The organism is Nocardia sp. NBC_01327 (assembly GCF_035958815.1).
GTDB lineage: Bacteria > Actinomycetota > Actinomycetes > Mycobacteriales > Mycobacteriaceae > Nocardia.
Map to the genome: position 1 here is coordinate 8,103,814 of NZ_CP108383.1, position 23,677 is coordinate 8,127,490.

24 protein-coding genes and 1 riboswitch are annotated in these 23,677 nt (G+C 67.7%); of the genes, 9 read left to right on the forward strand and 15 right to left on the reverse strand.

Translation table 11 applies throughout. The annotated features are described in order from the left end of the window. Nucleotides 1-11 precede the first annotated feature (11 nt). From OG326_RS37455 to OG326_RS37465, 3 genes are all read right to left on the reverse strand, one after another. Nucleotides 12-1,106: an alkane 1-monooxygenase gene (locus OG326_RS37455; protein WP_327141838.1), complete on the reverse strand. Its 1,095-nt coding sequence runs from the start codon at nt 1,104-1,106 to the stop codon at nt 12-14. Between the two features lie 260 nt (nt 1,107-1,366). Beyond that, on the reverse strand, nt 1,367-2,059 hold the full coding sequence (locus OG326_RS37460) for a response regulator (RefSeq protein WP_327141839.1): 693 nt from the start codon (nt 2,057-2,059) through the stop codon (nt 1,367-1,369). Nucleotides 2,060-2,065: 6 nt separating this feature from the next. Beyond that, a complete protein-coding gene (locus tag OG326_RS37465) occupies nt 2,066-3,691 on the reverse strand; it encodes a sensor histidine kinase (protein ID WP_327141840.1) in 1,626 nt (541 codons plus the stop codon). Between the two features lie 154 nt (nt 3,692-3,845). Between OG326_RS37465 and OG326_RS37470 the strand changes: the two genes are divergently transcribed. Continuing rightward, a complete protein-coding gene (locus OG326_RS37470; RefSeq protein ID WP_327141841.1) occupies nt 3,846-5,285 on the forward strand; it encodes a cation:dicarboxylate symporter family transporter in 1,440 nt (479 codons plus the stop codon). Nucleotides 5,286-5,372: 87 nt separating this feature from the next. Here OG326_RS37470 and OG326_RS37475 read toward each other — a convergent pair whose 3' ends face one another. The 4 genes from OG326_RS37475 to cofD all read right to left on the reverse strand — a co-directional run bounded on the left by OG326_RS37475 (nt 5,373) and on the right by cofD (nt 9,210). Beyond that, the gene (locus tag OG326_RS37475; protein WP_327141842.1) at nt 5,373-5,831 is read right to left on the reverse strand and encodes a 6,7-dimethyl-8-ribityllumazine synthase; all 459 of its coding nucleotides are present in this window, start codon (nt 5,829-5,831) and stop codon (nt 5,373-5,375) included. A 79-nt stretch (nt 5,832-5,910) separates the two neighbouring features. Further along, nucleotides 5,911-6,074: riboswitch (FMN riboswitch) on the reverse strand. A 79-nt stretch (nt 6,075-6,153) separates the two neighbouring features. After that, on the reverse strand, nt 6,154-6,672 hold the full coding sequence (locus OG326_RS37480; protein WP_327141843.1) for an NUDIX hydrolase: 519 nt from the start codon (nt 6,670-6,672) through the stop codon (nt 6,154-6,156). A 133-nt stretch (nt 6,673-6,805) separates the two neighbouring features. Beyond that, nucleotides 6,806-8,164, reverse strand: a complete 1,359-nt coding sequence (locus tag OG326_RS37485; RefSeq protein ID WP_327146703.1) for a coenzyme F420-0:L-glutamate ligase — start codon at nt 8,162-8,164, stop codon at nt 6,806-6,808. An 86-nt stretch (nt 8,165-8,250) separates the two neighbouring features. Further along, complete coding sequence (gene cofD / locus OG326_RS37490; protein WP_327146704.1) at nt 8,251-9,210, reverse strand: 2-phospho-L-lactate transferase; 960 nt, start codon at nt 9,208-9,210, stop codon at nt 8,251-8,253. 632 nt (nt 9,211-9,842) lie between these two features. Between cofD and OG326_RS37495 the strand changes: the two genes are divergently transcribed. After that, on the forward strand, nt 9,843-10,070 hold the full coding sequence (locus OG326_RS37495) for a WhiB family transcriptional regulator (RefSeq protein WP_297616836.1): 228 nt from the start codon (nt 9,843-9,845) through the stop codon (nt 10,068-10,070). A 146-nt stretch (nt 10,071-10,216) separates the two neighbouring features. Here the strand turns inward: OG326_RS37495 and OG326_RS37500 are convergent, their stop codons facing one another. Then, nucleotides 10,217-10,699 (reverse strand): metallopeptidase family protein, encoded by a 483-nt coding sequence (locus OG326_RS37500; RefSeq protein WP_297616778.1) that lies wholly within the window; start codon nt 10,697-10,699, stop codon nt 10,217-10,219. A 175-nt stretch (nt 10,700-10,874) separates the two neighbouring features. Between OG326_RS37500 and OG326_RS37505 the strand changes: the two genes are divergently transcribed. From OG326_RS37505 to OG326_RS37525, 5 genes are all read left to right on the forward strand, one after another. Next, nucleotides 10,875-11,255 carry a DUF3499 domain-containing protein gene (locus tag OG326_RS37505; protein ID WP_442791086.1) on the forward strand — a complete coding sequence of 127 codons (381 nt, stop codon included), beginning with the start codon at nt 10,875-10,877 and terminating at the stop codon, nt 11,253-11,255. Between the two features lie 71 nt (nt 11,256-11,326). After that, nucleotides 11,327-12,703, forward strand: coding sequence for a phosphomannomutase/phosphoglucomutase (locus tag OG326_RS37510; RefSeq protein WP_327141845.1), 1,377 nt, complete (start codon nt 11,327-11,329; stop codon nt 12,701-12,703). 73 nt (nt 12,704-12,776) lie between these two features. After that, on the forward strand, nt 12,777-13,952 hold the full coding sequence (locus OG326_RS37515) for a tobH protein (RefSeq protein ID WP_327141846.1): 1,176 nt from the start codon (nt 12,777-12,779) through the stop codon (nt 13,950-13,952). After that, a complete protein-coding gene (gene manA / locus OG326_RS37520; protein ID WP_327141847.1) occupies nt 13,952-15,187 on the forward strand; it encodes a mannose-6-phosphate isomerase, class I in 1,236 nt (411 codons plus the stop codon). Before OG326_RS37515 ends, manA begins: the two co-directional genes overlap by 1 nt. A 73-nt stretch (nt 15,188-15,260) precedes the next feature. Further along, nucleotides 15,261-16,187: a cation diffusion facilitator family transporter gene (locus OG326_RS37525; protein WP_327141848.1), complete on the forward strand. Its 927-nt coding sequence runs from the start codon at nt 15,261-15,263 to the stop codon at nt 16,185-16,187. Here OG326_RS37525 and OG326_RS37530 read toward each other — a convergent pair. The 3 genes from OG326_RS37530 to OG326_RS37540 all read right to left on the reverse strand — a co-directional run bounded on the left by OG326_RS37530 (nt 16,184) and on the right by OG326_RS37540 (nt 18,714). Then, nucleotides 16,184-16,585, reverse strand: a complete 402-nt coding sequence (locus tag OG326_RS37530; protein WP_327141849.1) for a DUF3052 domain-containing protein — start codon at nt 16,583-16,585, stop codon at nt 16,184-16,186. The genes OG326_RS37525 and OG326_RS37530 overlap by 4 nt on opposite strands. A gap of 18 nt (nt 16,586-16,603) precedes the next feature. Beyond that, nucleotides 16,604-18,064, reverse strand: a complete 1,461-nt coding sequence (locus tag OG326_RS37535) for a phytoene desaturase family protein (RefSeq protein WP_327141850.1) — start codon at nt 18,062-18,064, stop codon at nt 16,604-16,606. A gap of 77 nt (nt 18,065-18,141) precedes the next feature. Beyond that, entirely contained in the window at nt 18,142-18,714 is a 573-nt protein-coding gene (locus OG326_RS37540; RefSeq protein ID WP_327141851.1) for a TetR/AcrR family transcriptional regulator, read from the reverse strand. A gap of 91 nt (nt 18,715-18,805) precedes the next feature. Between OG326_RS37540 and OG326_RS37545 the strand changes: the two genes are divergently transcribed. Next, nucleotides 18,806-19,234: a DUF4267 domain-containing protein gene (locus OG326_RS37545; RefSeq protein ID WP_327141852.1), complete on the forward strand. Its 429-nt coding sequence runs from the start codon at nt 18,806-18,808 to the stop codon at nt 19,232-19,234. A gap of 56 nt (nt 19,235-19,290) precedes the next feature. Beyond that, nucleotides 19,291-19,506, forward strand: a complete 216-nt coding sequence (locus OG326_RS37550; RefSeq protein WP_327141853.1) for a DUF4287 domain-containing protein — start codon at nt 19,291-19,293, stop codon at nt 19,504-19,506. Between the two features lie 4 nt (nt 19,507-19,510). Here OG326_RS37550 and OG326_RS37555 read toward each other — a convergent pair whose 3' ends face one another. From OG326_RS37555 to rfbD, 4 genes are all read right to left on the reverse strand, one after another. Then, nucleotides 19,511-20,452: an alpha/beta hydrolase gene (locus tag OG326_RS37555; protein WP_327141854.1), complete on the reverse strand. Its 942-nt coding sequence runs from the start codon at nt 20,450-20,452 to the stop codon at nt 19,511-19,513. A 139-nt stretch (nt 20,453-20,591) separates the two neighbouring features. After that, nucleotides 20,592-21,683, reverse strand: coding sequence for an NDP-sugar synthase (locus tag OG326_RS37560; RefSeq protein ID WP_327141855.1), 1,092 nt, complete (start codon nt 21,681-21,683; stop codon nt 20,592-20,594). Between the two features lie 22 nt (nt 21,684-21,705). Then, complete coding sequence (locus tag OG326_RS37565) at nt 21,706-22,617, reverse strand: glycosyltransferase family 2 protein (protein WP_327141856.1); 912 nt, start codon at nt 22,615-22,617, stop codon at nt 21,706-21,708. 11 nt (nt 22,618-22,628) lie between these two features. Beyond that, on the reverse strand, nt 22,629-23,537 hold the full coding sequence (gene rfbD / locus OG326_RS37570) for a dTDP-4-dehydrorhamnose reductase (RefSeq protein ID WP_327141857.1): 909 nt from the start codon (nt 23,535-23,537) through the stop codon (nt 22,629-22,631). Nucleotides 23,538-23,677: the final 140 nt, after the last annotated feature.

The following is a 23,677-nucleotide window of genomic DNA, read 5'->3' on the forward strand; positions in this document are numbered from 1 at the left end:
GCGGTTGCCACTCAGGCGGCGGCCGCCATCCCGTCGCCGTGCTGGGCCAGGATCCGGTCGCGTTTGCGCGGCTGGATATTGGCGCGGCTGATATCGCCGCTGTAGTGCGCCAGCAGCCGCTGATCCATGACGTAGCGCCAGAGCGGCGGGAACAACGCCAGCAGAATCATGGTGGCGTAACCGGCTGGGAGCTGCGGTGATTCCTGGGTGGAGCGGAGAGTCTGGTACCGGCGTCCAGGATTTGCGTGGTGGTCGCTGTGCCGCTGCAGATGGAACAGGAAAATATTGGTGACCAGGCGGTCGCTGTTCCAGCTGTCACTCGGCGAGCATCGCGCCCATTTGCCGTTGGGCCGGCGGCGCCGCAGCAATCCGTAGTGCTCCACATAGTTGACCGTCTCGAGCAGCGCGGCGCCGATCACGGCCTGCAGCAGCAGATACGGCAGAATGCGCCAGCCGAACCCGCCGACCAGCGCGCCGAAGAGCACCACCGTCATGACCCAGGCCTGCAGCACATGATTGTGGATACTCCACCAGCCCTGCCCTTTCCGGCCCAGCCGGTCGCGCTCGAGCCCGATAGCCGAACGGAAGCCACCGATCACACTGCGCGGCAGGAATTCCCACAGTGTTTCGCCCATCCGGGCACTGGCGGGATCCTCCGGGGTGGCGACACGGACGTGATGGCCGCGATTGTGCTCCACGAAGAAATGGCCGTACGCCGACTGCGCGAGAGCCACTTTCGACAGCCACCGCTCCATATGTTCCACCCGGTGCCCGAGTTCGTGCGCGGCATTGATACCGATTCCGCTGACAAACCCGAGAGTTGCCGCGAGCCCCAGCTTGTCGATGACCGACAGGTCGGTACCGGCCCACATGACAGCCGCGATGTACAGGCCGATCAGCTGAACCGGAAGGAACAGATAGGTGCACCACCGGTAGTACCGGTCGTTGGAGAGTAGTTCGTAATCCTCATCCTTCGGATTGGTGCCGTCTTCCCCGACGACCCAGTCCAGGACGGGTATGACAATGAGAACAATGATCGGTCCGATCCACCAGAACACCTCGAAGCGGGTCCAGTAGACCAGCTGCGACGGCAACAATGCACTCATCGGGGCGATGAGCCCCAACACCCACAGGTGACGTTTGGGATCCGGCGAACCCGACCGTTTGCCGACCAATTGCAAGTTTGCCCCGCTAATTAGATACCTCAGAACTTCGCAGGTAGATATGTACAGACTCTATCCCCGTTACAACAGCGGTTCGTCACCAAAGGTGGCAACTGTTACACCATGGGCGGGTGCCGATCAGGCATCCTGCCCTGTGATGACGGTCACCGCACATCTCGGGCAAACCGGTGGTGAATCGGAACTCAGTGCAACCACAGATAACGCACCTGCGGTCGTCCGGTGCGACCGTAGTCCGTTCGCCGCTGCACCACGCCGTCTTCGGCGAGACGCTCCAGGTATCGCCACGCGGTAACCCGCGAAACGCCGACGACGCGCCCAGCCTCCCCCGCGGATACCCCCTCCGGCGCCGCGCGCACCGCGCGCGACACCTCCTCCATCGTCTGTGGCGCAATACCTTTCGGCGAGGTCGCCCGTTGATCCGGGGTGCGGAGCATGCCGAAGGCGCGGTCGATCTCCTGCTGCGAGATCGCCGCCTCACCCGCCGGCAGCGCCGCCCGATATTCGAGATAGCGCTCGAGCTTCTCGCGGAATGCCGAGAAGGTGAACGGCTTCAGCAGATACAGCACCACGCCGTGCGCGACGGCCGCGCGCACCATGGCGAGATCGCGCGCGGAGGTGACGGCAATGACATCGGGGCGCGGGCGCAGTCCCGCTAAAGCGGCTGCGACCGCAAGACCGCTCATATCCGGTAAACCGATATCCATCAGAACCAGATCGATGGACTCGTTATCACGCTGTGACGTTCCGGCGGCGGCGAGCGCGTCCCGCCCGGTGTGCGCGACGCCCGCCACCTCGAAACCGGGCAGTCGGTCCACGTAGGAGCGGTGCGCCTCGGCGATTGCCGGATCATCCTCCACGATCAGGACTCTGATCACCGGTGCCTACCCATCGCCCGAACCCGCATCCGCTCTCTCGTCCGGCCGCGCCGAGACCGGACACGGAAAGCGCACGATAACAGCCGCTTCGGGCTCCCGGCTCGCCCGCAGCTCCCCGCCGTACCGGGCCACCAGCCGCCGCACCAGCGCCAAACCCAGACCGTGATGGTCGGTCTTGGTGGAATAGCCACGCTCGGTCGCCCGGCTGAACAGCTCCTCGGACATGCCCGGACCACTGTCGGCCACCCGGACATACAGCTCGGCATCGTCGCGGCGGACGGTGACCTCCACCCACGCGTCCTCGTCCCGGCCGACCGCATCGAGCGCATTGTCGACGAGATTGCCGAGCAGGGTGACCATTTCGTGCGCGGTGAGCGGATCGGTGGAGTCGAGCAGGGTGTCACCGGTGACCGTGAGCTCCACGCCGTATTCGGCCGCATGCTCCACCTTGCCCAGCAGCAGCGCGACCACGGCCGGTTCGGCGACCGCACCGGTCAGCCGGTCGATGAGCGCCTGCGACAGTTCCAGCTCCGCGGTGGCGAAGGCGACCGCCTCCCGGGACCGGCCCAGCTCCACCATGGTGATCACGGCGTGCAGGCGATTGGCGGCCTCGTGCGCCTGAGCGCGCAGTGCGTCGGCGAAACCGCGCACCGAGTTCAATTCGCCCAGTACATCCCGTAATTCGGTGTGGTCGCGGAGAGTGAGCACGGTGCCCATCCGGCGACCGCCGTGTTCGACCAGATCCTGATTGACCACCAGCACCCGCTCCGGCGTCACATGCATCTCATCGCGCACCACCTCCGGCCCGAGCCGTTGCAATGAGATGGGCAGATCGGCCCGCAGCACCGGGCCGTCCGGCAGCCGCAGCAGCCGCCGCGCCTCGTCATTGACCACGTCGGCGCGCTCGCCCGATTTATCGAAGACCAGCAGGCCCTCGTGCACGGAGTGCAGCACGGCATCGTGATGCTCGTACAGCGTGCGCATTTCGGCGGGAGCCAGACCGAGGGTCTGCCGCAACAGCCTGCGGCGCAACAGCAGTGCGCCCAGCAGCGCCAGCACCAGTCCGGCGGCGGCCACCATCAGGATGGCCGGTAGCTGCGCGCGCACCTGAGCGCCGATGTGCACGCGGGTGATGCCCGCCGAGACCAGCGCGACAATGCGGCCGTCGCCGTCCCGGACCGGGGTCACCGAGCGAATGGACGGACCCAGTGTTCCGGCGAAGGTCTCGGTGAAGGTCTCCCCCGCCAGCGCGCGATCGATGGTGCCGCTGAACGGTTTTCCGATGCGGTCCGGATCGGTATGCGTATAGCGGGTGCGGTCGGGAGCCATGACGACGATGAAATCGACGCCGGTGCTCTGCCGAATGCTCTCGGTCACCGGTTGCAGCAGCGCCGTCGGATCGGGACTGCGCACCGCGGTCAAGGTCGCGGGCGACCGGGCGACCGCCACCGCGATATCGATGACCTGCGCCCGGGTGGCGTCGTCCTGGGCATGCCGGGTCTGCAGCACCACCAGCGCGGTGCCGACCCCGATGACCACCGCCAGCACCGCCAATTGCACGGCGAACACCTGCCCGGCGACCGAGCGCCCGCGCCGGATCCGCGCCCCGCGCTCCGTTCTCCGACCGATCACTGCGCCTCCGTGCCGTGAACAAAACTTACGCAACAGTGACCGGCGTCACTGCCTCGGTCAATCATTCTTCACACACCGGTGTGAGGGGGCGCACACCAGCCGACCGTCATTCAGCGGAGATGCGGCGGCAGCGAAGACGAGGGACACGACAGCCATGAGCACTGCACTATCACCGGGCCATCCGGCCCCACCGAGCGATACACCGGCGGCCTCCCGCCGCGACCGCACCCACTGGTTGTATCTGGCCGTCATCCTGGCGGTGCTGGCCGGCATTCTGGTCGGCTGGCTCGCACCGGGTTTCGGCAAATCGGTGGGCGAGCTCGGCACCCTGTTCGTGAATCTGATCAAGATGATGATCTCGCCGGTCATCTTCTGCACCATCGTGCTCGGCATCGGATCGGTGCGGGCGGCGGCGCGGGTCGGCAAGATCGGCGGCATGGCCATCGGGTACTTCCTGATCATGTCGACGGTGGCCCTGGCCATCGGCCTGGTGGTCGGCAATCTGCTGCATCCGGGCAGCGGGCTCGATATCGCCGCGCACGCCAAGGAGTCCGTCCAGTACGCGAAGGATGCGCAAAGTGCCGGTGGCACCTGGACTTTCGTCAAGGACATCGTCCCGACCACGCTGGTCTCCTCGCTCACGGGCGGCAAGGTGCTGCAGACGCTGTTCGTGGCACTGCTGGTCGGCTTCGGCATCCAGGCCATGGGCAGCACCGGTGAACCCCTGCTGCGCGGTGTGGCACTGCTGCAGAAGCTGGTGTTCCGCATCCTGACCATGATCCTGTGGCTGGCGCCGGTCGGCGCGTTCGGCGCCATCGCGAATGTGGTGGCGCGCACCGGACTCGACGCGGTGAAGCAGCTGGCACTGCTCATGGTGGCGTTCTATCTCACCTGCGCGGTCTTCGTCTTCGGCATCCTCGGCGTGCTGCTGCGCACGGTCGCCGGAGTGTCCATCTTCAAGCTGGTGCGCTATCTGGCCCGCGAATACCTGTTGATCGTGGCCACCTCGTCGTCGGAATCCGCACTGCCGCGGCTCATCGCCAAGATGGAGCATCTGGGCGTGGAGCGCACCACGGTGGGAGTTGTTGTGCCGACCGGATATTCGTTCAATCTGGACGGCACCGCCATCTACCTGACCATGGCCACCCTGTTCGTCGCGGACGCCATGCACAAACCGCTGTCCTGGACCGAACAGCTGGGTCTGCTGGTCTTCATGATCGTGGCGTCCAAGGGTGCGGCCGGTGTCACCGGTGCGGGCCTGGCCACGCTCGCCGGCGGGCTGCAGAGCCATCGCCCCGAACTGCTCGACGGCGTCGGCCTGATCGTCGGCATCGACCGCTTCATGTCGGAAGCCCGTGCGGTGACCAACTTCTCGGGCAATGCGGTGGCCACGGTGCTCATCGGGACGTGGACGAAAACCATCGAACCGGACCGGATGCGCGCCGTGCTGGACCGGCAGCTGCCGTTCGACGAAACCGCCATGGTGGAGGACCATCCGGCGGGAACCGAAGACGCCGCACCCGCCGCGAACCCGGCCGCCACACCGGCCGAGAACCCCGCCGTACCGGTCGAGAAAACCCCTATTCCGGTCTGAGCCAACCGAATCCGGACCCGCTGCCGCGTAATGCCCTTGCGCCGCAGCGGGTCCGCTGCTGTCGGCGCGGTACCGCGCCGATGCCGGTCAGCGCAGTACCGCGCCGATGCTCAGCGTGGCGGCAATGGCATTGGCCAGCTCCGCGCCCTTCACCTCGAAGTGACGGGAGTAGTAGGTCAGATGCTCGGCGTGCTCGTGGAAGTGGTGCGGGGTGAGCACCGCGGAGAACACCGGCACATCGGTGTCGAGCTGCACCCGCATGAGCGCGTCCACCACCGTCGAGGCCACGAAGTCGTGGCGGTAGATGCCGCCGTCGACCACCAGCGCGCAGGCGGCGATCGCGGCGTACTCGCCGCCGGCCGCCAAACGCTTGGCCTGCAAGGGGATTTCGAAGGCGCCGGGCACTTCGATCACATCGACATCCGGGTAGCCGTGCTCGGCGAGACCGGCGCGGCAGGCCTGCACCGACTTGTTCACGATCTCCGCGTGCCAGCGCGCGGCGACCACGGCGATCCGGCCCGCCGCCGAATTCTGAATGGGTGACATGACTATCTCCTGTTCGCGTTGTCACCCAGGGCATGACGACGCGAACGCGCCGACCCGCGAGAGCGGAGCGGCGGAACCGTCGCGTTCTCTTTCATCCGGACTGTGACCGTCGGCTCCGGATTCACACCGGATCTGCTGACCCGAGCGGTTGTGAACCGCTCGGCGCTCGCGGGCTCGTGCGTACCGGATAGGCCGGACGCCATGACCGCCGGTGGGGATTTCCACCCCGCCCTGAGAACGTCTTACGAATCGGACTCTAGGCGCTCGGCGGGGTGGAAATCAATGTGAGCCTGCCCCGATATCCGGTGACCGGTCACCGCCGTCAGCGCAGCAGGACGTCCGCGTCGGCGGGCAATCCGTCCACCGGCCACCAGCGCAGATCGGTGGATTCCGAACTACGCACGGGCACCGCGTCTTTCGGCGCAGTGATCTTGAACAGCAGATCCAGGTGCCGGGTCGGGACGCCGAGCGAACAGGTGATCGGATGCGCCTGCGCGCCGTACAGCCCGGGCTCGAGGGTCAGGTCCGCGATCCCGGATTCCTCGGTGGCCTCCCGGAATGCCGCCGCCGCCACCGACTCGTCGGACTCCTCGCAGTGCCCGCCCAGCTGAATCCAGCGCCCCACCCGCGGATGCAGCGTCAGCAGCACCTCGGACCCGTCGTGTGAGAGCACCACGGCCGAGGCGGTGATATGCCCCGGCGCGTGCTCACGCAGGCACCCGCGCGGCGCGGACCCCAGGAACGCGAGCATGGCCTCCCGCAGCGACTGATCCGGACCCGCTGCCGGAGACCAGGTTTCGAGCAACTCGAGTGCCGACGCGTGCAATGACTCCGCGCTCACCAGCACCCTCCCGCTGCCGTACACCCGGCCACCGCACCCCGCGCAGCGGTTGTTCTGTGTGCAGCCGTGGCATTTCGGCCTGCCGCGGTGCCGCAAGCGGGCCGGCCGACGAGGCCGCGGGACATCACAGGGTTCACAGCTCCACCAGCCCGACTCCCGGCTCGCGGGGTTCGCGGGGCGCGAGCGGCTCCAGCGGGTGGCCGATCGCTATGGCTCCCAAGGGATTCCAGTCCTGCGGCAGGCCGAGCACCTCGCGGGTGATCTCGGGGGCGAAGATGGTGGAGCCGATCCAGCAGCTGCCCACGCCCTTGGTGGCGAGCGAGACCAGCAGGCCCTGCACGGCCGCACCCACCGCGACATTGAACATGGTGGATTCATTGGCGCGGCGGCGCGCGTCCGGATAGTCGTGTGCGCCGTCGGGCACGCAGAACGGGATGATCACCTCGGGTGCGTCGAACAGGATGCGGCCGCGGCCGACCCGCTTGTCCGCACGCTCCTGCGACAGACCGTCGGCGGACAGATCCGCATGCCACTTCTCGGCCATGGCCTCGAGCAGCTGATCCCGCAGGCCGCGCTTGCGCAACCAGACGAACCGGACCGGACGGGTGTGATGCGGGGCCGGCGCGGTCAGCGCCTCGCCCACGGCGGCCCGGATGAGGTCGGGATCGACCGGGGTTTCCGCGAATTGGCGCACCGAGCGGCGCATCAGCAGCGCCTGACCGCGGCCGAGTTCGATGGCCTCCTCGGTGCCCAGCCAGAACAGATCGTCGACCCCGCGGCGCGGCAGATCCGCCGCGGAGGACCCGTCGTCGGCGTAGTCGAGCCCGCGCACCACCGCGACCGGCACCGCACCGAGCTTGCCCTTCACCAGATCCGCGGCGGCCGCCAGTTCATCGGCGATCGCCACGAGGGTGACGTGCAGTTCATTGCCCTGCCGGTCGATCGCGCCGTCGTAATCGTGCAGCACCCGCAGCCCGGAAGCGCCGATGGCCGCATCGATCTGGCCATTGCGCCAGGCGCGCCCCATGGTGTCGGTGATGACCACGGCCACCCGCACGCCCAGGCGTTCGGCCAGGGCGGCGCGCAGGGCCTTCGCACTGGCATCGGGATCGACCGGCAGCAGCACCAATTCGCCCTGCTCGACATTCGACCCGTCCACCCCGGAGGCGGCCTGCACGATGCCCAGCCGGCTCTCGGTGATGAGGGTGCGGTTCTTGCGCGCCAGCACCCGCACGGCCTCCTGCAGCACCAGCTCGCGCCGGGCCGCGTCCCGCGCGTCGGGATCGGCCGGGGCCGCGACGATGCGCCCCTCCACCTTGGACACGATCTTGCTGGTCACCACCAGCACATCACCGTCCTGCAGCCAGGGGGCCTGTGCCGCAATATGTTCGGCGATATCGTCGCCGGGCCGGAATTCCGGCAGACCGAGGATCGGCCGAATGCTCAGCTCGCCGCCCGAGGCGTGATCGGGCCGCACTACCTGATCAGGCAGCGCTACCTCAGGCCGCGCTACCTCGGGCAGTGCTACCTCGGGCAGCGAGGCGTTCGGTTCGGTACTCACGAATTCACTCCCAGCACTCAAGGTTTCACGCCGGCGATGTCCAGGGCCTCCCGCACCATTTCGGCGGTGGCGGCGGGATCGGACATGAGCAGCGGCACACTGCGGACCTCGACGCCGGGGACGTCGGCGGTATCGGTGCTGTGCACCAGCCACCCGTCCAGAATGCCGGTGGCACTGCGCGCGCCGTAGTAGTTGCCGACCGCTTCGGCGGTGGTCTCCACGCCGATGACGGAGAGGCATTCATCGGCCATGCCGCGCAACGGCTTTCCACCGACCACCGGGGACAGGCCGATCACCCTGGCATCGGTGGTGCGCAGCGCACTGCGAATTCCGGGCACCGCGAGGATGGAACCGACGCTCACAACGGGGTTCGAAGGAGCCAGCAGAACGGCGTCCGCGGCCGCTATGATTTCGGTCACACCGGGGGCGGGTTTTGCTTGGTCTGCCCCAATAGTCACGAATCCATGGGTCTCAACGTTCGCCCGGTAGCGCACCCACCACTCTTGGAAATGGATCGCGCGACGTTCGCCAGGGTTCTCCGGGTCCGCGATAACGACGTGTGTTTCAGACCTGTCGTCGGTGGCGGGCAGCAGCTTCACACCCGGCTGCCACCGGTTGCAGAGGGCCTCGGTCACCGCCGAAAGGGGGTAACCCTGACGCAACATTTCGGTGCGAATGAGGTGGGTGGCGATATCGCGATCACCCAGGCCGAACCAATCGGGCTGAGCGTTGTATTTCGCCAGCTCCTCCTTGGCGTTCCAGGTCTCGTTCGCATGGCCCCAGCCGCGTTCAGTATCGATGCCGCCACCCAGCGTGTACATGCAGGTGTCCAAATCCGGGCAGATCCGTAGGCCGTGCATCCAGACGTCGTCGCCGACGTTCACAATCGCCGTTACTTCGGCGCCGGGGACCAGTTCTCGCACGCCCTGCAGGAACCGCGCGCCGCCCACTCCGCCGACCAATACCGCGATCCGCAGACCGGTGCCGGGGGCGGTGTCCGCTTGTTCTCGAGTCACATCCGCACAGCCTATGCGTTTCGGGTGCGAATTTGCCTCACTAGATATTTGCTGTGAATTTGCTGTTTGATCTGCGGATACCTTGCCGAAGCGGGTCGCAGATGGTAACGGAATAGCTTCGGCAGCTTGACCACCACCGCGCCCGGCGTGTCTAATCACAGGCATGTCATTCCGGGTCCGCGCGAGAGCTCAAGGCGCGGACGGCTTTTCGAACATGCGTTCGTATCATCGGAGTGGCGAACAGCTCGGGGATGGCCGCGGGACTACGTCGCGGTGTTGGGCCGTCGGTGGGATCGGTTCCGACGGATTAATCATTCTGCGCTAACACACAGTGAGGAGGCGGAGCGATGGCCGATGAGCTGGCCCCGTCGAATTTTCCAGGCGGTGTATCGCAAACCGATTCCACAGCTGGCGCAGCTCCTGATTTCTGCGCCGACACATGGAACGGACTCGAGGGGGGTGAACCGATGACGATACGGCCGGGGGGCGGTCAGTGGGCGCGGGCGCAATATCAGCCCGAACCACCACGCCTGAGCCTGATCGTCACGGGCACTGATGAAGCGTTCGACAGTTTTTCACGCGGCGGTCGCGCGATGACCGAAGCCGAGCAGTGGCAAGAACGGGCGCTCTGCGCTCAGACCGATCCGGAGGCGTTCTTCCCCGAGAAGGGCGGCTCCACCCGTGAGGCCAAGCGCATCTGCATGGGCTGTGAAGTCCGCGACGAATGCCTCGACTACGCCCTCGCCAACGATGAGCGCTTCGGCATCTGGGGCGGCCTCAGCGAACGTGAGCGCCGTCGCCTGAAGCGCGGCATAATTTAATGCTTCTCCGCGACAACTGATTTCGCGAGGTCCGGGTAACTCATCGGGGACGTCCAGAACCGAGGGGGCTCCGAACCGGCGGCACGCGAATGGGACTGTCGTAGCTCCTCAGCCCGGCGCTGGAGTCGCGGAGAGGCGGGGGAGCTTCACTCCTCGGGCTCGGGGTCGATCACATCCGGGTCGACTCCGAGGTAGGTGGCGATCTGCTGAACGAGAACTTCGCGCAGCAGGTCCACCAAATCATCCGGATCACCCGCGCGCAGTTCCAGCGGTTTGCGGAACAGCACCACGCGGGCCCGGGTCGCCTGGCCGTAACGGTCCACCCCTGCCGGGATGAGGCGGGACAGGGGCACCGGGCCGTCGGCGACGACCTCGTCCGGCCAGGTCACCGAATCCGGGTGCAGCGGACGAATTTTCGGCACATCATCCACCGCGATATCCAGCTTGGTGAGCTGATCGTGCCAGCGACTCTCCAGGGGCGCGAAGGCCTCCAGCACCAACCGGTCGAACTGCTGGCCGCGGGTGCGGCGGGCAGGCACCGTCGGCGGCAGCATCGGCCCGCGCACACCCCGCCCGCGACGGATGACCGACCGCGCGGTGGGCGGTCGCCTCTTACGTGAACGGGTCATGACACGAATCTAGCTCCAATCGATCGCCCGGCCTGCGTCGGCGCGTGTCGTGCGGGGAGCGTGGCCCGGTCGCAAGTGGATGGTTACCGATTCAGATCCGGGTGAGGACCGCCACGTTGAGCGTGTCTATCCCCGTCGGAGCCCCCGGAGGGTTACCCTGCATGGCGTGATTCCCATGCGTCGTTGCTGCCGTCCAGGTTGCAAGAATCCGGCTGTTGCGACGCTCACCTATGTGTACTCGGACTCGATGGCGGTGGTCGGTCCGCTCGTCACGGTCGCCGAACCGCACTCCTGGGATCTGTGCGAAACGCACGCCTCCCGGATCACCGCGCCGAAGGGGTGGGAACTCGTCAAGCACGAGGGCGGGTTTTCCAGCAGCACCCCCGACGACGACGATCTGACCGCACTGGCCGAGGCCGTCCGCGAAGCCGGATTACGCCGCCGCACACCGGAACCCGATCCGCGCAGCTACTCCGACTACCCGCCCTCCCAGCAGCGCCCCAATCGCACCGGCAGACGCGGTCACCTACGTGTCCTACCCGATCCGCCCAACTAGAGCGCAAAGCTCCGGACATGCGCGGCAACACCGAATTCACCTTGCAGGACACAGCTACTAGTGTGTTCGGCATGACAGAGCCACGCTCCGCCGAGTCCGTAAATGCAGTCATCAAGGCATATGACGTCCGCGGGGTGGTCGGCGAACAAATCGACGCGGCATTCGTCGCGGATGTGGCCTCCGCCTTCGCCCGGCTGATGCGCGCCGAGGGTGCGAAGCAGGTCGTGATCGGCCACGATATGCGCGACTCCTCCCCCGAACTGGCCGCCGCCTTCGCCGAGGGCGTGCTCGCACAGGGCCTGGATGTGGTCCAGATCGGCCTCGCGTCCACCGACGGGCTGTACTTCGCCTCCGGCCATCTCGAATGCCCCGGCGCCATGTTCACCGCCTCGCACAATCCCGCGAAGTACAACGGCATCAAGATGTGCCGGGCCAAGGCGCTGCCGGTCGGCCAGGACACCGGGCTGCGCACCATCGCCGACGAGGTCATCGCCGGCGTCCCGGCCTACGACGGCCCGCGCGGCACCGCCACCGAACAGGATCTGCTCGCCGCCTACGCGGCCTATCTGCACAAGCTCGTCGATCTGAGCGACTCGCGCCCGCTGCGCATCGCCGTGGACGCCGGCAACGGCATGGGCGGCTTCACGGTGCCCGCCGTGCTGGGCACGCTGCCGCAGTACATCATCGAGCCGCTCTACTTCGAGCTCGACGGCAATTTCCCCAATCACGAAGCCAATCCCCTGGATCCGAAGAATCTGGTGGATCTGCAGGACTACGTCCGCAAGACCGGCGCCGATATCGGCCTGGCCTTCGACGGCGATGCCGACCGCTGCTTCGTGGTGGACGAGAAGGGCGACCCGGTATCGCCGTCGGCCATCACCGGCCTGGTGGCCGAGCGCGAACTGGCCAAGGAGCCGGGCGCGACCATCATCCACAATCTGATCACCTCGCACGCCGTGCCGGAGCTGGTCGCCGAACTCGGCGGCAATGCGGTGCGCACCCGGGTGGGCCACTCGTTCATCAAGCAGCAGATGGCCTCCACCGGTGCGATCTTCGGCGGCGAGCATTCCGCGCACTACTACTTCCGGGACTTCTGGGGCGCCGATTCCGGCATGCTGGCCGCCCTGCACGTGCTGGCCGTCCTCGGTGCGAAGGACCGGCCGATGTCCGAACTCGCGTCCGCGTATGCAACGTATGCGGCCTCCGGAGAGATCAACTCCACAGTGGCTGATGCGAAGGAGCGGACCATGGCGGTTCTCGAAGCGTTCGGCACGCGGGCCCAGTCGGTGGACCGGCTGGACGGCGTGACCGTGCAACTGCCCGACGGTGCCTGGTTCAATCTGCGTGCCTCGAATACCGAACCGCTGCTGCGGCTCAACGTCGAAGCACGATCGCAGGACGAAGTAGACCAACTCGTCACCGAGATCCTGAGCATCGTCCGCGCCTGACTGGAATAGTGGAATCACAGAGCTTGGATTCACCAGCGTCTGGTGACCCGATGAGGGGAGGTGGCAACGCCCGATGATCGCTGGGACACCTGTACTCGACCTCGATGACGTCGCCTCGCTGGAAGCGGCCGACGCCGGAGGGACCTTGCGCAGCGCCGCATCCGGCGGCGCGCTGGTACGCGCGACCGCCGCGGCCTTGGCCGAAAACGCGCTGACCCGGCTGACGGATCTAAGACCGCGCAGCCTGGTCATGCTCTCCGGCAGCGGGCGCGCCGCCCGTGCCGCCGCACTGCTGGTGGCCGCCCTCGGGGACCGGACGAGTATGCCGCTGGTGGCGGTCACCTCGATTCCGCCGTGGGTCGGGCCCCTGGATGTGGTGCTGGTGGCGGGCGATGACGCCGGCGATCCGCGCCTGGCCGAGGCCATCGATTTCGCGGTGCGCCGCGGTGCGGAGGTCGTGGTCGCCGCACCCGACGAGGGACCGCTGCGCGCCGCCGCCGCCGGCCGCGCGACCATGCTGCCGCCGCGGGTCCGGGTCCTCGATCACAATCGGCTGCTGCGCTATCTGGCCGTCGGCATCGCGGTGGTGGCCGCGATCGACCCCAATCGCACCGGGCCGCTGCTACCGGAATTGGACGCGCTCGCCGATCTGCTCGATGCCGAGGCACTGCGGGACGGTCCGCAGCACGAGGCGTTCCACAATCCGGCCAAGACCCTCGCCACCCGTATGCAGCAGCGCAAGCGCATGGTGCTGTCGGGCGATTCGCCCGCCGCCGCGATTCTCGCCGAACACGGCTCCGAAGTGCTGCTGGCCGCCGCCGGGCAGATCACCGCCGCTGCCAACCTTGCGGAAACCGTTGCGGCGCATGGTCGACTGGTGGAAGCTGCAGGCGTGTCCGTACCCGGTTTCGATCCGCTCTTCCATGACGAGCAATTGGACGGCCCGGCCCCGGTGGAGCAGGTGCGGATCTTCGTACTGAGCGCCGACCAGGACCAGGTGGCCGCGCGGCGACGCCTCGCGGTCTTCGGTTCCGACGCCGGTCTGGTCGATGTCGACCTGGTGAACGTCGATGCGGAAGCCGCCGCCGTGCATGCGCTCGAAGCCGGTCAGCCGGTGCCGCCCGCGCGCGGCGGTGAGCTGGAACAGCTTGCGGTGCTGTCGCTTCGGCTGGAGATGTCGGCCGCGTATCTGCGACTACTCTCGCGTCCGGCCTCCGCCCAGGGACGCTATGACGGGGGACGTTACTAGTGCACGAACTCGTTGGTGCGCTGCGTTCCTACGCCTGGGGCTCGCGCACCGCGCTAGCTCAGCTGTGCGGACGACCGGTTCCTTCCGCGCATCCGGAGGCCGAACTCTGGTTCGGCGCGCACCCCGCCGATCCCGCACAGGTGCGGATCAACGGGCACAGCCAATCGCTGCTGGAGGTGGTCAGCGCCGACCCGCAGCGCGAACTCGGTTCGGTCGCGGGCGAATTCGACGGCCGGCTGCCGTTCCTGCTGAAGATCCTCGCCGCCGAGGAACCGCTGTCGCTACAGGCGCATCCCAGTCTCGAACAGGCGCGCAACGGTTTTCAGCGGGAGAACCACGCCGGCATCTCCCTCGACTCCCCCATGCGCAATTACCGCGACGAGAACCACAAACCGGAACTCGTGGTGGCACTGGACCGGTTCGAGGCGCTCGCGGGCTTCCGCGATCCGATGCGCACCGTGCGACTGCTGCGGGCGCTCGAGGTGCCGGAGCTGGAGCCGTATGCGGGACTGCTGGCCGCACAACCGGATTCGGCCGGGCTGCGCACCCTGTTCACCACCTGGATCGCACTGCCGCAGGCGAGCCTGAGCATGCTGCTGCCCAAGGTGCTGGACGGCTGCGTGCACTATCTGTCCGAACGCGATGCCGGAGCCAATGGTTCGCGCCGGGAATTCACCGCCGAGGTGCGGACCCTGCTGGAACTGGCGGAGGCCTATCCCGGTGATGCCGGGACGCTCGCCGCGCTGCTGCTGAACCGGATCACCCTCGAACCCGGTGAGGGCCTGTTCCTGGCCGCCGGGAATCTGCACGCGTACCTGCGCGGCGTCGGCGTGGAGATCATGGCCAATTCCGACAATGTGCTGCGCGGCGGGCTCACGCCCAAGCACGTGGATGTGCCGGAACTGCTGCGGGTGCTGGATTTCGAACCCCTGGATCTGCCGATCATCGAGCCGGAGGTGCTGGGTGCGGGCGTGTTCCAGTACCACACGCCCGCACCCGAATTCGCGCTCAGCCGCTATGAGCTGACCCCCGGATCGGAGCCGATTGCGGTGCCGCGCTCCGGGCCCGGCATCGTGCTGTGCACCCACGGCACGGTCCGGCTGTTCCTCGGCGGGCAGGTGCTGCGGGTCGAATGCGGCCATGCCGCCTGGATCTCCGCGGCCGACGGCGATATTCGCGCGCAGGCCATCGGGGATGCGGCGCAACTGTTCTGCGCGACGGTCGACGAGGACTGAGCCCGGCCTGGGTAGGCTGTCTCCCCAAGCACGTTTTACGACAAAACGGACAACGGTTCGGAGGGACGGCACATTGTCAGCGGGTGGCGGTAAGAAGGCGATCCTGGCGGCGCTCAGCGCCAATGCCGGTATCGCGGTGGCGAAGTTCATCGGCGCGGCCATTACCGGATCGGCGTCCATGCTGGCCGAGGCCGTGCACTCGGTGGCGGACACCTCCAATCAGGGTCTGCTTCTCCTGGGTCAGCGCCGCGCCGCACAGCAGGCCGACCAATTGCACCCGTTCGGCTACGGCCGCAATCGCTACTTCTACTCGTTCGTGGTCGCGCTGGTGATCTTCGCGCTCGGCTCGGTGTACGCGATCTACGAGGGCATCCACAAGATCGAGCATCCGGAGAAGCTGACCAACCCGTGGGTGGCGGTCGGCATTCTCGGTGTCGCCATCCTTCTGGAGGGCTACAGCTTCACCACCGCCATGCGAGAGTCCAAGCCGCTCAAGGGCGATGCGAGCTGGTGGCGGTTCATCCGCAACTCCCGCAATCCGGAGCTGCCGGTGGTGCTGCTGGAGGACTCCGGCGCACTCATCGGCCTGATCTTCGCCTTCGTGGCCATCAGCCTGACCGAGCTCACCGGCGAACCGGTGTGGGACGGCATCGGCACCCTGGCCATCGGCATCCTGCTCGGCGTCATCGCCGTCATCCTGATCATCGAAATGCAGAGCCTGCTCATCGGTGAGGGCGCCACCCCGGAAGAGGATCGCGCCATTCGCGCGCAGCTCGTCGACGATGAGCGCATCGACAGTCTCATCCATCTGCGCACCCAGTACCTCGGCCCCGAGGAGATGCTGGTGGCCGCCAAGATCGCCATCGTCCCCGGGCTCGAGATCGCCGATATCGCGGCCGCCATCGACGATGCGGAAGCCCGTGTCCGCGCGGCGGTTCCGGCCGCCCGCGTCATCTACCTGGAGCCGGACCTCTACCGCACCCAGCCCGCACAGACCTAGCGGTCGGCCAGCCGCACCACGAACCGCAGTCCGGACCAGGTGGCATCGATCGCCGCCACCTTGTTGTCGACCAGACCCTGCGCGAGCCCGTACTCCCGCACCACAGTGTCATCGAGGTCGGTGCTCATCCCACCGGACTTCTTCGGCCACGCGATCCACAACCCGCCATCGATCGCGAGCCGCGCCCGCCACCCCGCGAACTTGCCGATCAGCGTGGCCTGATCGGGGCAGAACCCGAGGATCACGTCATACGGCCCGGCCCCCGCGCGCCGGGTTTGTGTGGCGCCTCCAGGCAGTTCGTCGAGCTCGAATCCCGCAGGCGCACCGGACAACAGCACCCGGCTCCCCTCCTTGATCCCGAGCTTGCGAGCCAGCGGCGTACCCGAATATCCGGCCATTTCCGCAGCGTAACGGTTTCAGGGCGTCGTGGCGGCGAGCAATTCCAGCGGGTCGGTGTGGACGCCGAATTCGCGGCGCAGGGCGTGGCGGGCGGCGTAGTAGCCGTTCATGCCATGCACGCCGGGGCCGGGCGGGGTGGCGGAGGAGCAGAGGTAGACGCCGGGGAGCGGGGTGCGGTACGGGTTCCAGCGCGGGGCGGGGCGGAAGACGGTCTGGCGCAGGGTCATTGCGCCGGCGGAGATATCGCCGCCGATGTAGTTGGCATTGTGCGCGGGCATCCTGGCGGCGGTCTGCACGCGGGTGGCGAGGACAAGATCGCGGAAGCCGGGGGCGAAACGCTCCACCTGCGCGGTGATCGCCTCGGTCATATCCCGGGTGGAACCGTTCGGCACATGGGCATAGGTGTAGAAGGTGTGCTGCCCGGCGGGCGCCCGGGTGGGGTCGACCACGCCGGGTTGAATGGCGAGCACGTACGGACGGTCCGCGTGTTGTCCTGCGGCCACGGCCTTTTCGGCGGCGACCGCCTCGGCGCGGGCGCCGACCAGATGCAGGGTCCCCGCCCGCTCACAACCACGCGCCTGCCACGGCACCGGCCCGGAGAGCGCGAAATCGACCTTGCAGGCCGCACCGCCGTAGCGGAAGTTCCCCAGCGCCCGGGAGTACCGGCCCGGCAGGCGGTCGGCGGCGATGCGCTGCAGTTCGGCGGGGGCGAGATCGAGCAGAACGGCTCGCACATCACCGAATTCGTCGATCGAGTCGATCCGATGCCCGGTGCTGATGCGTCCGCCGTGCCTGCGCAGATCGGCGGCGAGCGCATCGCTGATGGCCTGACTGCCGCCCTTCGGAACGGGCCAGCCGCGCACATGCGCGAGCGTGCCGAGCAGCAGGGCGACCCCGGCGCCCGGAATGCCCTGCGGCGGCCGAATGGCATGTGCGGCAATGCCGGTCAGCAGCGCCGGTGCGAGCTCCTCGCGAAAACGCAGATTCCACAGGGGCGTCGACTGTTCGATGAGGCGGCGGGCGAAGCGCACACCCACCACCGGATCCAGCGGCGGATGCCGCAGATCCGACATCCCCAGCGCGACCAGACCCTCCCAGTCCCGCACCAGCGGCCCGAAGAGCCGCCGCCAGGAACCGCCGTCGCGGCCCAGCCCGTCCACGGTCTGTTCGAGATCACGCCATGCCAGCCCGGCATGCCCGCCGTCGAGCGGATGCGCGTAGGAGACCTGCGGAGCAAGCAGTTCCACCCCGTGCGCGGCCAGATCGAAGGCGCGGAAGAACGGTGACGCCACCGCCATGGGATGCGCGCCCGCGCACAGATCGTGCCGGAACCCCGGCAGCGTGACCTCCCCGGTCCGGCAGCCGCCGCCGATCGCGTCCGAGGCCTCGTAGACCTGCACCTCGAGCCCCGCCCGGGCCAGAATCACCGCCGCCGCAAGCCCATTGGGCCCCGATCCGACCACCACCGCGTCAGCCATGATCACAGCCTAGGCGCGGCCGCCGGGCGACGGCCCGATCGTGACGAAGCCCGCGGCCCGCTCAGTCGGCCAGGCGCTCAGTGCGCCCACTGGTCGATGAGAATGTCCAGTCGCTGACTACGAAAGTCGGGCCGCAGGCGGCCGCCTCGATCCAGGGTGGCCAGACCGTGCAGGGCACTCCAGGCGACCTCGGTGAAGGTCTCGACATCGTGCGGCGGGGCGAAGGGGGCGAAGGTGAGGGCCAGTTCCTTGAAGGCGTCCTTGAGCGGCTGCCCGGCCTCGTCACCGAATTTCAGATTGGTGCGCAGCAGGAACATGGCGTCGTAGAGCGCGGCATTGTCGCGGGCGAAGGCGAGATAGCCCTCCGCGACCGCGGTGAGGGCGGCCAGCGGGGTGTCGGCGGCCTCCCGGACCGCCCTGGTGATCACGGCGAATTCACCGATGCCCTGTTCGGCGACCGCGGTCACGATGGCGTCCCGGCCGGAGAAGTGGCCGTAGAGCACGGGCTGGCTGTATTCGATGGCATCGGCCAGGCGGCGAATGGTCACCGCCTCCCAGCCCTCGGTTTCGGCCAGTTCGCGGGCGGCATCGATGATGCGCTGATGGCGGTCGGCGCGTTCGCGTTCCTTACGGGTCTGTATGGCGCTCATGAACAAATACTAGCATCGCTAGACAAACTACCCATGCATGTTCTAGCGTTGTCCACATCAGTTAGCAGCGCTAGATTATGGAGCACAGATCATGACTCGGAACCGCATCGCCACCGCCCTGTCCCTCATCGGCGCGGCCTTCATCCTCTACATCGGCATCAGCTACCTCCTCACGCCGCAGACCATCGCCACCGGCTTCGGCCTCCCGGAATGGCCGCACGGCGATGCCGCGGCGTTCATGAATCTCAAGGGCATTCGCGATACCGTCTCCGGCATTCTCATCCTCGCCCTGCTGGCCGCCCGCCAGCGCTTCGCCCTGGGCATCACCATGCTGGTCGTCGCCCTCACCCCGATCGGCGACATGATCACCGTGCTGAGCTACCACGGTTCCACCGCAACCGCTTTCGGCGTGCACGGCCTCACCGCCGCGCTGGTACTGCTCACCGGAGTCCTGCTGCTCCGCGAGCGTCGCACCGCTCCCCTCACGGCGGCGAGTGTGAGCCCCGTCACGGTGGGATGAATTCGGCGAACCGCGATCGTCTACTTCGATAACACCGCACACGAAGGAGCGACACCATGGCGACCACGCCCCACGGCCCGGCCTCGTACTTCCCCTCCATCGAAGCGAAGTACGGCCGCCCCGTCGAAGAATGGTTCGCCCTGCTCCGCGCGACCGGAAGCGCCTCCAACAAAGACCTGGTGAATCTGCTGAAGACCGAGCACAACATGGGTCACGGCCACGCCAACGCCCTGGTTCAGTACCACCTGAACCCGGAGAAGTGGGCCGTCTGAACGATCAGTCCAGCAGGGTCGCGAGGAACCCGATCCGAACCGCCAGCGCCCGCCGGGCCGCTGGCGTTTTCGCGCCCACCGCGTCGTAGTTGTGCGGCAGCCCCGGCCAAAGATGCGCTTCCACATGGGTTCCCGCCGTCACCAACCGCCGCGCATAGTCGAGGGCTTCGTCGCGGAAGATATCGAGGTCCCCGACCTCGATGAAAGCTCTTGGTAACTCGGCCAATTCGGCCGCGCGCGCCGGAGCCGCGTAGGCGGGCACCGCATCGGTGCCCGCCAGATCACCGAGCCGGGCGCGCCACGCGGTGCGATTGAATTCGTAGGTCCAGGTGCTGAAGGGCGCAATCGCCGGATCGGACACGGTATTCCGATCGTCCAGCATCGGGCAGACCAGCATTTGCAGGGCCAGCGCCGGCCCGCTCCGATCCCGCGCCAGCAGCGCGACACCCGCGGCGATACCGCCACCGGCACAGTCGCCCCCGATCCCGATCTGCTCGGGATCGATCCCCCATTCGCCCGCGTGCTCGGCCAGCCAGCCCAGCACGGCGTAGGTGTCCGACACCCCGGCCGGATGCGGATGCTCGGGCGCGAGCCGATAGTCCACGGCCACGATCTGAATCCCCGCCTCGGCCGCGTAGTACCGGCACAGCCGGTCGTACCCGTCGAGCGTCCCGGAAATCCCGCCGCCCCCATGCACATACAGCAGCGCCCCGGTGGACACCTCGCCCATACCGCGGTACAGCCGCACCGCAATCTCGTAGCCATCCTCGGCCGCCACCGTGCGCTCCAGCACGGTGACCTCCGCCCCGGCCGGGGTCACCACCCCGTGCGTCAACCCGTTGATCATGGCCCGTATCTGCAGATATTCCCCCGCATCCACGGCCGGCGACCTGGTCGCCCATCCCTTGACCGCCGCTGCGACTTCCGGATCAGGCCACAATGTCATGACCCCAGTGTTATCACCGCAACACTCCAGACAACATCTGCCCCACCCTTTACGGCGCGCCGCCCTCCGGACGGAGGTGGCTCGCCATACGTGAATCGGCCGCCCTCTGTTGAGAGCGGCCGATTCACGGTGTGCTGCTTTATACGTCGGTGGAGAAGCGGATGCCGCCGTCGGGGATGTCCACGCCGGGCCAGACCCGGGCCCCGCGCAGCAGCTCGCAGCGCGCGCCGATGCTGGCGCCGTCGCCGATCACGCCGTCACGCACGAGGGCGCGCGGACCGATGCGGGCGCCGAAGCCGACGATCGAACGTTCCACGGTGGCACCGGCTTCCACGCGGGCGCCGTCGAAAAGGATGGCGCCGTCGAGGCGTGCGCCCGCCCCGACCTCGGCGCCCCGGCCGACGACCGTGCCGCCGATGAGCAGGGCGCCGGGAGCCACACCCGCGCTGGGGTGCACGAGGGATTCGCCGCGCTGACCGGACAGTGCGGGCGAGGGGGCGATGCCGCGCACGAGATCGGCGGAGCCGCGGACGAAGTCCTCGGGGGTGCCCATATCGCGCCAGTACGCGGTATCCACATGACCCTGGATGTGCGCGCCCTCGGTGAGCAGCGCCGGGAAGACCTCGCGTTCCACCGAGACCGGGCGGCCCGCGGGGATCTTCTCGATGTATTCGCGGCGGAAGACGTAGCACCCGGCATTGATCTGATCGGTCGGCGGATCCTGGGTCTTCTCCAGGAATGCGGTCACCCGCCCGGTCTCGTCGGTGGGCACGCAGCCGAAGGCCCGCGGATCGCCGACCCGCACCAGGTGCAGGGTGACATCGGCATTGCTGGCGTGATGGGTTTCCAGCACGCCGTTGAGATCGGTGCCGCCGAGCACATCGCCGTTGAACACCATGACGGTGTCGGCCCGCAGTTTCGGCAGCACATTGCGAATACCGCCGCCGGTGCCCAGCGCCTCGGTCTCGGTCACGTACTCGAGTTCCAGCCCGAGCTCGGAACCGTCGCCGAAGTGATCCTCGAACACCTCCGCCTTGTAGGAGGTGCCGAGGACGACGTGCGTGATGCCGGCCGCGGCGATGCGGGCCAGCAGATGCTGCAGGAACGGCAGACCGGCCGTCGGCAACATCGGTTTGGGAGCGGACAGGGTCAGTGGCCGCAGGCGGGTGCCCTGGCCTCCGACCAGGATTACCGCATCCGTCGACCCGGCAGTACTGCCGCTGTTCGCCATTCTCTCCCCTGTTGTCGGGTGGTCAGTTGGTCGCGCCCTCGGCGTGCAGAGCATCGCGTTCGCGCAGTGCGGATCGAACCGCAAGCCTGCAGCGGATCGCAAGTCCGGCCTTCAGTGCGACGCGCAGCGGAGCCTGCCACCAGTGTGGATGCCGATCTGCCTGGAAACGGTAAGCGCTGGCGTGGTGGGCCGGCAGCATGGTCTCCGGATGGCGTCCGGCGGCATGTCCCTTGGCGTGCGTGACCTCCGCGGACGGCACGAAAACATTGTGCCAGCCCGCCTTGCCCATGCGATCACCGAAGTCCACATCCTCCATGTACATGAAGTACCGGGAGTCGAATCCGTCGATGGCGTCGAAGGCGGCGCGGCGCACCAGCAGGCAGGAACCCGAGAGCCAGCCGACGGTGCGCTCGGAGATCTGCTCGTTCTCCTGCCGGTATCGCCGGGTCCAGGGGTTGCCGGGCCACACCGTGCCGAGGATGGCGTGCCCGGCGCCGTCGGCCAGGCCGGGCACCGAACGCGCGGACGGGTAGAGGCTGCCGTCCGGTTCCAGCACCTTGGGGCCCAGGGCGCCGGCGCGGGGCCAGCGGCGGGCGGCGGCCAGGAGTTCATCGATCGAATCGGTACCCCAGCGGATATCGGGATTGACGATGATGATGAATTCGATGTCCGGGTCGATTTCGGTGACAGCGCGATTGATGGCGCCGCCGTACCCGATATTGCCGCCGGTGCGCAGCAGCCGGACATGGGCATTGGCTTCGGCGACCAACTCCGGCACGCCGTCCACCGAGCCGTTGTCGGCGAGGATGACCTGCGGCTTCTCGCCGGTCGCGGTGGCTAGCGTGCTGATGAAGTGTTCGAGGTGCTCACCGGGCGAGTAGGTCACCGTGACGACGGCCAGTGACGGTCGTCCGACAGAATCCGAGGGGCTCACGGGCGCTCAGCCTAGTCGGAGATGGAAGTGAGTGCGTCGTCCAGCGCCCGCTCCCATTCCCGCAGGGGGCTGAGCCCGGCCGATACCCACGTTTTGCCCGAAAGGACCGAATATGCCGGGCGCGGAGCGGGTCTCGGGAAATCCGCGGTGCTACAGGGCAGTACACGCTCCGGATCGGCGCCGATTCCGGCGAATACGGCACGCGCCAGTTCGAACCAACTGGCTTGTCCGGCATTGGTGGCGTGCAGAATTCGCGGAATCGGGCGTCGCCCTGGCGCCTCCGAGGAGTCGAATCGCGTCGAATCCGGCAGCCGCCCAGCCAGCTCCACGAGCCCCGCGGCCAGATCCGGTGCGTACGTGGGCGATCCGATCTGGTCCGCGACAACGGTGACGGTGTCCCGTTCGCGCTCGAGCCTGCGCATGGTCGCGACGAAGTCGGAGCCCGCGCCGGTATAGACCCAGGCGGTGCGGACGATCCGGGAATCCGGGGCGAGATCGAGGACGGCCTGCTCACCAGCTAATTTGGAGCGACCGTAAACGGTGGTGGGACCGGCGAGATCGTTCGGCTCGTACGGACGGTCCGCACTACCGGGAAAAATGTAATCGGTGGAGACGTGCACGAGGTCGGCGCCGATCGCGGCGCAGACCGCGGCGAGCACGGCCGGACCGCTCGCATTCACCGCGAATGCCGCGTCGACGTCGGTCTCGGCCTGATCCACCGCGGTGTAGGCCGCGCAGTTGAGCACCACATCACCCGGATTCAGCACGGCGCGAACCGCTTCCAGATCGGTGATGTCGAGTTCATCGCGGCCGTAACCACGGGCATCGGGCGCCAGGCGCAGCAGCGCCCGGCCCAACTGTCCCCGCGCACCCGTCACCACGAGCCGTTCGGAGCCGGGATCCAGGGAGGCAGAAGTCACGGCGGTCAGTGTGGCATGCCGGACACCGCTCCCGCACCTTCGCCTCCACCTGCGGTAATGCCCTGCGCACCGGCAATGCGGCACGACTCACTGAGCGTCGGCTACACGGACATGTCCGGCCGCGCGTCTAGCCTGCCTAT

Bases quoted from the DNA above. Each gene is read 5' to 3' on its own strand.
- OG326_RS37455 (WP_327141838.1), bottom strand. From the start codon at position 1,106: ATGAGTGCATTGTTGCCGTCGCAGCTGGTCTACTGGACCCGCTTCGAG.
- OG326_RS37470 (WP_327141841.1), top strand. From the start codon at position 3,846: ATGAGCACTGCACTATCACCGGGCCATCCGGCCCCACCGAGCGATACA.
- OG326_RS37475 (WP_327141842.1), bottom strand. From the start codon at position 5,831: ATGTCACCCATTCAGAATTCGGCGGCGGGCCGGATCGCCGTGGTCGCC.
- OG326_RS37495 (WP_297616836.1), top strand. From the start codon at position 9,843: ATGACCGAAGCCGAGCAGTGGCAAGAACGGGCGCTCTGCGCTCAGACC.
- OG326_RS37500 (WP_297616778.1), bottom strand. From the start codon at position 10,699: ATGACCCGTTCACGTAAGAGGCGACCGCCCACCGCGCGGTCGGTCATC.
- OG326_RS37505 (WP_442791086.1), top strand. From the start codon at position 10,875: ATGCGTCGTTGCTGCCGTCCAGGTTGCAAGAATCCGGCTGTTGCGACG.
- OG326_RS37510 (WP_327141845.1), top strand. From the start codon at position 11,327: ATGACAGAGCCACGCTCCGCCGAGTCCGTAAATGCAGTCATCAAGGCA.
- OG326_RS37515 (WP_327141846.1), top strand. From the start codon at position 12,777: ATGATCGCTGGGACACCTGTACTCGACCTCGATGACGTCGCCTCGCTG.
- OG326_RS37530 (WP_327141849.1), bottom strand. From the start codon at position 16,585: ATGGCCGGATATTCGGGTACGCCGCTGGCTCGCAAGCTCGGGATCAAG.
- OG326_RS37535 (WP_327141850.1), bottom strand. From the start codon at position 18,064: ATGGCTGACGCGGTGGTGGTCGGATCGGGGCCCAATGGGCTTGCGGCG.
- OG326_RS37540 (WP_327141851.1), bottom strand. From the start codon at position 18,714: ATGAGCGCCATACAGACCCGTAAGGAACGCGAACGCGCCGACCGCCAT.
- OG326_RS37545 (WP_327141852.1), top strand. From the start codon at position 18,806: ATGACTCGGAACCGCATCGCCACCGCCCTGTCCCTCATCGGCGCGGCC.
- OG326_RS37550 (WP_327141853.1), top strand. From the start codon at position 19,291: ATGGCGACCACGCCCCACGGCCCGGCCTCGTACTTCCCCTCCATCGAA.
- OG326_RS37555 (WP_327141854.1), bottom strand. From the start codon at position 20,452: ATGACATTGTGGCCTGATCCGGAAGTCGCAGCGGCGGTCAAGGGATGG.
- OG326_RS37560 (WP_327141855.1), bottom strand. From the start codon at position 21,683: ATGGCGAACAGCGGCAGTACTGCCGGGTCGACGGATGCGGTAATCCTG.